Annotated in this window: 9 protein-coding genes; all 9 read left to right on the forward strand. The window is 41.6% G+C overall.

Annotated elements, in window-relative coordinates; genetic code table 11:
• Positions 1 to 18: 18 nt before the first annotated feature.
• Positions 19 to 1,122, forward strand: a complete 1,104-nt coding sequence (locus tag G519_RS0114795) for a protein-glutamate methylesterase/protein-glutamine glutaminase (protein ID WP_029195377.1) — start codon at positions 19 to 21, stop codon at positions 1,120 to 1,122.
• Between the two features lie 51 nt (positions 1,123 to 1,173).
• The gene (locus G519_RS0114800) at positions 1,174 to 3,240 is read left to right on the forward strand and encodes a chemotaxis protein CheA (protein WP_029195378.1); all 2,067 of its coding nucleotides are present in this window, start codon (positions 1,174 to 1,176) and stop codon (positions 3,238 to 3,240) included.
• 27 nt (positions 3,241 to 3,267) lie between these two features.
• On the forward strand, positions 3,268 to 3,729 hold the full coding sequence (locus G519_RS0114805; RefSeq protein ID WP_029195379.1) for a chemotaxis protein CheW: 462 nt from the start codon (positions 3,268 to 3,270) through the stop codon (positions 3,727 to 3,729).
• A gap of 36 nt (positions 3,730 to 3,765) precedes the next feature.
• Positions 3,766 to 4,353 carry a chemotaxis protein CheC gene (locus tag G519_RS0114810; protein ID WP_409372014.1) on the forward strand — a complete coding sequence of 196 codons (588 nt, stop codon included), beginning with the start codon at positions 3,766 to 3,768 and terminating at the stop codon, positions 4,351 to 4,353.
• Positions 4,350 to 4,844, forward strand: a complete 495-nt coding sequence (locus G519_RS0114815) for a chemotaxis protein CheD (protein WP_029195381.1) — start codon at positions 4,350 to 4,352, stop codon at positions 4,842 to 4,844. Before G519_RS0114810 ends, G519_RS0114815 begins: the two co-directional genes overlap by 4 nt.
• Entirely contained in the window at positions 4,841 to 5,278 is a 438-nt protein-coding gene (locus G519_RS0114820; protein WP_127527777.1) for a hypothetical protein, read from the forward strand. The genes G519_RS0114815 and G519_RS0114820 overlap by 4 nt, the downstream gene beginning before the upstream one ends.
• A 19-nt stretch (positions 5,279 to 5,297) precedes the next feature.
• On the forward strand, positions 5,298 to 6,086 hold the full coding sequence (locus tag G519_RS0114825) for a FliA/WhiG family RNA polymerase sigma factor (RefSeq protein WP_029195383.1): 789 nt from the start codon (positions 5,298 to 5,300) through the stop codon (positions 6,084 to 6,086).
• A gap of 34 nt (positions 6,087 to 6,120) precedes the next feature.
• Positions 6,121 to 6,402, forward strand: a complete 282-nt coding sequence (locus G519_RS0114830; protein WP_029195384.1) for a flagellar assembly protein A — start codon at positions 6,121 to 6,123, stop codon at positions 6,400 to 6,402.
• An 84-nt stretch (positions 6,403 to 6,486) separates the two neighbouring features.
• Positions 6,487 to 6,747 (forward strand): transposase (locus G519_RS0114835; RefSeq protein WP_029195385.1); only part of this gene is annotated, 261 nt, incomplete at its 3' end.

Genomic DNA, 6,747 nt, shown 5'->3' on the forward strand with positions numbered 1-6,747 from the left:
AGAGGGAGGGAAGCAGCTTTGGCACCATATAACATTCTTGTCGTAGACGACTCCGTTTTTATGCGAAAAATTATAAGCGATTTGATTTCAGATAATCCTCAGTACAAAGTGATAGGAACAGCAAAAAATGGTCAAGAAGCCATTGAACAAGTGAAGCTATTACGACCCGATGCCATTACGATGGATGTTGAAATGCCAATAATGAACGGTTTGGATGCCTTACAGCGAATCATGGCAGAACAACCAACGCCCGTCATTATGTTGAGTTCCTTAACTCAAGAGGGTGCTTCCGAAACGATTAAAGCGCTCGAGTGGGGAGCTGTCGACTTTATTCGAAAGCCGTCAGGCTCCATATCTCTAGACCTGTATAAAGTTAAACAACTTCTGCATGAGAAGCTGCATATGGCAGTTCGAACGAAGTTAAGGCCAGTACCGAAGCAGCCTGTGCCTCCGAAGGTTACTCAACCTTTAATAGTCAAGAGTAATGCCAATTTGATGAAAGCACCTGAGACTAAACTTACTGCAAAACCTGGTTCAACGCATTTCGATCATCTTGTAGCCATAGGTACTTCAACCGGAGGACCTCGCGCCTTACATCAAGTGATCTCTCATATTCCTGCAGGTTTTCCTGCGCCAATTTTAATTGTTCAACATATGCCACCTAATTTCACCAAATCATTAGCCCAACGTCTGAATGACATTTCTCAGATACAGGTAGTCGAGGCTGCGGAAGGAGATGTGCTCCAAACGGCAACAGCTTATGTAGCACCGGGAGGATGGCATATGGTCATCTACAAGGATACGGACAAAACGTACAAAATTCGCTTGACCAAAGAGGAACCTCGTTCTGGCCACCGTCCTTCGGTGGATGTCATGTTTGAGTCCTTGCTTGGTATGAGTGAGTTGAAGCGGCACATCGTCCTGATGACAGGAATGGGTAGTGATGGAGCCAAAGGCATGCTTTCTTTGAAGCAGTCCGGCGTCTCAACAACTATTGCCGAATGCGAAGAAACTTGTGTCGTATATGGGATGCCTAGAGCAGCTGTAGAGATCCAAGCTGCGATGCATGTTTTGCCACAGCAGGATATTGCAATTCGATTAGCTGAATGCGTACTTAATTAAATGAAATTTAGTAAACAAGTTACATAATGATTCTATTGGAGGTGTGTGGTTTTGGAACTTAGTCAATATTTATCCATGTTTATCGATGAATCGAAAGAGCATTTGCAATCTTTGAATGAGAACCTTCTTAGTTTAGAAAGCAATCCTCAGGATATTAGTATTGTGCATAACATTTTCCGCTCTGCTCATACGTTGAAAGGAATGTCAGCAACAATGGGCTTCGAGGATATCGCTGCCCTAACGCACGAGATGGAAAATGTCTTGGACTTGGTACGTAACAGTAAAATTGAAATGAACCCATTCATATTTGACTGCATTTTCAAAAGTCTTGATTCATTGGAATCTATGGTCGAAGATATTATTCAAGGTGGTACAGGAAAAGCGGACGTTTCACCCATCGTCGTTGCTCTTCGCTCCATCGTGACTGGTGACTATAAAACCGCACAAGCTCCACAAGTGACTGCTGCGAAAGAACCAGCAAAAGGCATCGAAGTGGATGAGTTTCAATTTTCTATTCTTCAACAGTCCATTGACTCGGGCTTCCTTGTATTCTATATCGAAGTAAGCGTGAATGAGAATTGTGTACTTAAGGCAGCACGGGCTTATATGGTGTTCGATGCATTGGAAAGAATGGGCGAAATTGTAAAAGCAACGCCATCTGTACAAGAAATCGAACAAGAGAAATTCGATCGTTCCTTCTCTCTTTATTTCATTTCTAAAGTTGATCAAGCAACTTTAGAGAAAGAAATTTTGAACGTTTCCGAAATACAATCGGCTGTCATTATCACAGTTGATTCAGAATCGCTTGCCGAATTATCCCCTCCAAGAACGGAAGTTGAAGCGGCAAGACAAGAAATAGCTGCAGCGGTTGCAGAAGCGATCACACCAGCGGTATCTATCGAAACCATGCATAATGTTGAGCCAGTTGCAGCTGCAGCAAAACCAACGGCTGGTGGGGCTCCTGTTGCAAGTCGTACCATTCGTGTAGATATCGAACGCTTAGATGCGCTAATGAATCTATTCAGCGAACTATTAATTGATCGAGTACGTTTAGAACAGCTCGCTAGCGAGGTTAAACGTAATGATCTGACCGAAACCGTTGAACATATGTCTAGAGTTAGTAGTGATTTACAAAATATCGTTTTGAAACTCCGGATGGTTCCTGTTGATTCGGTATTTAATCGCTTCCCACGGATGATAAGGGACTTGGCGAAATCGCTAGATAAGAAAGTAGATTTGGTCATTACAGGTGCAGAAACGGAATTAGATCGGACCGTTATTGATGAAATCGGTGACCCGCTGGTACATCTATTGCGAAATGCTGTGGATCATGGTATTGAGTCAATCAGCGATCGATTAGCTGCTGGCAAAAGTGAGCATGGTACCATTCAACTGCGTGCTTTCCATAGTGGGAATCATGTCTTTATAGAGATTGAAGAAGATGGTAGAGGGATATATAGAGAAAAAGTATTGAAGACTGCACTCAAGAATGGTCTAGTAACAGCAGAACAAGCAGCGAAATTAAGTGATTTAGAAGTTTACAACTTGTTGTTCGCTTCTGGTTTTAGTACCGCCGAGAAAATTTCTGATATTTCTGGACGTGGCGTTGGTCTTGACGTTGTGAAGACGAAGATTCAGATGTTAGGCGGACATGTTCAAGTTGATTCCAAACTAGGTTTTGGAAGTAAATTCTCTGTCCAATTACCACTAACGTTGTCTATTATTTCTGCTATGCTTGTGCGTCTTGGCAGTGAAAAATATGCGATTCCGTTGTCATCCATTGTTGAAACTTCAGCGATTCAGAAGCAACAGATTCGTAACATTCACGGTAACAAAATGGTGGAGTATCGTAATTCTGTTATTCCTCTTGTCTCGCTCAGCACGTTGTTTAATGTGCCAGATTTCAATGAGGACCTTGAGGAAGAGACCGAAATTGTTGTTGTACGCAAAGGTGACAAACAAGTTGCCTTGATGGTAGACGAATTTATAGGTCAGCAGGAAATCGTTCTCAAAACATTAGGTAAATATTTATCCGGACTATTCGCAATATCCGGTGCAACGATTCTAGGGGATGGACAAGTCGCATTGATCATTGATCCGAATGCATTGATTAAATAAGTACATACTTTTAGGGAGGTTTTCACAATGGGAGAAGAGAAAAAGGTAATCGTCTTCGCACTTGGAACGGAAGAGTACGGCGTGGAAGTTGAAAAAGTTAGAACGATCGAAAGAATGCAGCCAATGACGCGCGTACCTAAAGCACCGGTATTTATTAAAGGCGTTATTAATCTCCGCGGTGTTGTTATTCCTATTATTGATCTCCGCTCAAGATTCGGACTTGAAGAGCAAGCTAATTCAGATGCTACTCGTATTATCATCGTATCTGCTGGTGACTTTGAAGTGGGTCTTATCGTAGATTCTGCGAATGATGTTATCGACCTAGATACGGACAATATTGATAATCCACCAGAGATTGTTGGCGGTATCAAAGCTAAGTATCTGGATGGTATCGCACGTGTCGGTGAACAAAGATTGCTTGTTTTGCTGAATTTAGAGCAAGTCTTGAATCGAGATGAACTTCAACAGTTAGAAAGAATAGAGGAATAGCTTGTGGATGTGTTTAACCGTTTAGAGGATTTTCAAATGGACGTTCTCAAGGAAGTAGGTAACATAGGTGCGGGGCATGCTGCTACCGCCCTATCTACTTTGCTGGATAAGCCGATTGATATGCTTGTTCCAAAGGTTAGAATGCTTCCTTTCGAAGAAATCTGCGATAGCGTTGGCGGAGCAGAGACGGTGGTTCTTGCTATCTTCTTACGAGTAGATGGAGACGCGCCTGGCAATATGTTTTTTATCCTCGATCTAGAAACTGCCAAAAATATGCTAAGGGATTTGATTGGGTTAAATATCGAAAATCAAGAAGAGTATTCAGAACTGGAGTTATCTGCTTTGAATGAAATAGGGAATATTCTAGCTGGTTCTTATTTATCTTCTCTTGCTGATTTTACGAATTTGAATATGCAGCCCACTGTCCCTTCGTTAGCAATTGACATGGCTGGTGCCATTTTAAGCTATGGATTATTGCAATTTGGCCAAATGGGAGATCAAGCACTTCTCATTGATACCAAATTTATGGAAGGGGAAAATGAAGTACAAGGACATTTCTTCTTAATTCCTGATCCGGAATCGTTTGGCAAAATATTTTCGGCATTAGGGGTAGAGTCTCCATGACGTTAGATAATTTAATTAAAGTAGGAATGGCTGACCTGAATGTTGCTCACCAAACAGGTGTGTTGAAGACAACAGGGCTGGGTTCGTGTGTGGGTGTCACCTTATATGATAGCCGCGTAAAAGTGGCAGGTATGGCTCATGTGATGCTGCCTTCCTCCGAGATAGCTCGTGAAGGCTCGCTGAACATTGCAAAATACGCGGATACAGCTATTCCTGAGTTAATCTCCAGAATGGAAAAGCTCGGAGCTACTGTGAATAGGCTAGAAGCTAAGCTTGCTGGCGGTGCTCAGATGTTTGCATTTGCGGGAAATAATGATACGATGAGAATTGGTCCAAGAAATGTAGAATCTTGTAAGGAAATGTTGAATAAATACAAAATTCCGATTCGTGCTGAGGATACCGGGGCTAATTACGGTCGAACGATAGAATTTCATAGTGAAACCGGCATCCTGGTTATTCGAAGTGTTCAATTAGGAGTAAAGGAAATTTGATGATGATTGGAACCATGCGAATTAATGTCATCGTAGCAGCATTGGCGGGCTTATTTACATTTGCCTTATCGATCGGCAATAATTTATTTCTTTCTACTTGTCTTAAAAGTACATACAGCTTTCTAATTTTATTCGTTCTGACATTTGGTTTTAGATGGGTGTTGGGTGTAATGATAGGAGCTGAACATGCTGCAGGCGGAGCCTCTTATGCGAATCCCTCGACAGAATCGTCCATTGGTCAATCATTGGATATGAGCACACCAGATGAGGATGAGGAAACACGTGAGCTGATGAAGGCTAACCTGGGCAGTAATAACTCTTCACTATCTAATGAAATGCAATTTTCACCACTGAATCCACCTAAGCTAGTCACCAAGAATAATTTGGACCCTGAACAACTGGCGGGTGCCTTAAGGCGAATGTCTGAAGACTAAGGATGGTGAATCGTAAATCATGATCGAGCAAAAGCAATCCCAACTAGTTAACATCGAGTTATGGAAGCAATGGAAGGAAGAGGGCTGGGTTCCCGCTAAGCAGACGCTTATCGAGAGTTACTTGCCCTTAGTCGATTATGTTTCCGGCCGTATGGCAATAGGACTTCCCAAAAGTGTTTCGAGAGAGGATCTATCAAGCTTTGGTGTGATGGGCCTAATTGATGCTGTGGAGAAATTTGACTATTCACGCGGACTGCAATTTGAAACTTATGCTTCTTGGCGAATTCGCGGTTCTATTATTGATGGACTTCGGCAAGGGGATTGGGTACCTCGTTCAGTTAGAGAAAAGGCCAAAAAGGTCGAAGATGCTTACCAGAAGCTGGAGCAGCAATATCTACGATCTGTTACCGACGCAGAGATCAGCAGCTATTTACAAATAAGTGAGCAAGATTTTCAGCAGATGCTTCAAGATATTTCAATTACAACCGTTTGTTCAATTGATGATCCTATCCGTGAGGAAGATTCGGAAACACGTCTTTCATTACTTGTTGACGAAAAGGCAAAGAACCCAGAGGTTCAGGTTAATGAGTTTTATTTAAAGGAGTCTTTGGCGAAGGCTATTGAACGATTAACGGAGAAAGAGAGAACGGTAGTCTCGTTATTCTATTTCGAAGAGCTCTCCTTAAGTGAAATTGCTGAAGTTATGTGCTTGTCTCCTTCTCGTATTTCACAATTACATTCGAAAGCAATTCTTCGTCTTAAAGGCGTACTAGGTCGATTTAAGACGCAATTATTTCAAGATACATAATTTATAATTAGAGGTAATGAAAGGTGGTTTGTCTATGCTTGAGAGGAACATGCCATTGGATTTCTACATAAGTATTTCCATCTCGGATGACAAATTAACAGCTCATTTGTTAATTAACAATGCTGACGGCGATTTTCAAGTAACAGCAGGACAATTGGAAGAGTTAATTCAAAAGAATCACATTGTTCATGGTATAAATCGACCTTTTCTTGCGCAAATAGCTGCAAATCCAAAACCTTTTTATCATCAAAAAGTTGCAATTGCAACGGGAACGAAGGCAATAGAAGGCCAGAGCGGTTATATTAAATTTATTTGATTATCCAGTTAGCTCAGGAATGTCTTTAAATACGAACTAATGTTTGGTATAATGAAATCAAACATATGTTCGGGAGTGATTTTTATGGCAAAGCAAGAATCGATGAATCTTATTCAATTTCAAAAGAAGTTTCAAACCGAGGAAGCTTGCCATCAGCATTTGTTCAAGATGAAGTGGCCTGAGGGATATCACTGTCCAAAATGTCAGCACCAGAAGGCTTACGAAATTAAGACTCGTAATTTACCTCTTTACGAGTGTACGAATTGCCAACACCAAACAACCGTGATCACCGGAACGATTTTCGAAAAGACAAGAACGGATTTGGTCAAATGGTTTTGGGCCATT

The organism is Paenibacillus alginolyticus DSM 5050 = NBRC 15375, from assembly GCF_000422905.1.
Taxonomy (GTDB): Bacteria; Bacillota; Bacilli; order Paenibacillales; family NBRC-103111; genus Paenibacillus_E; species Paenibacillus_E alginolyticus.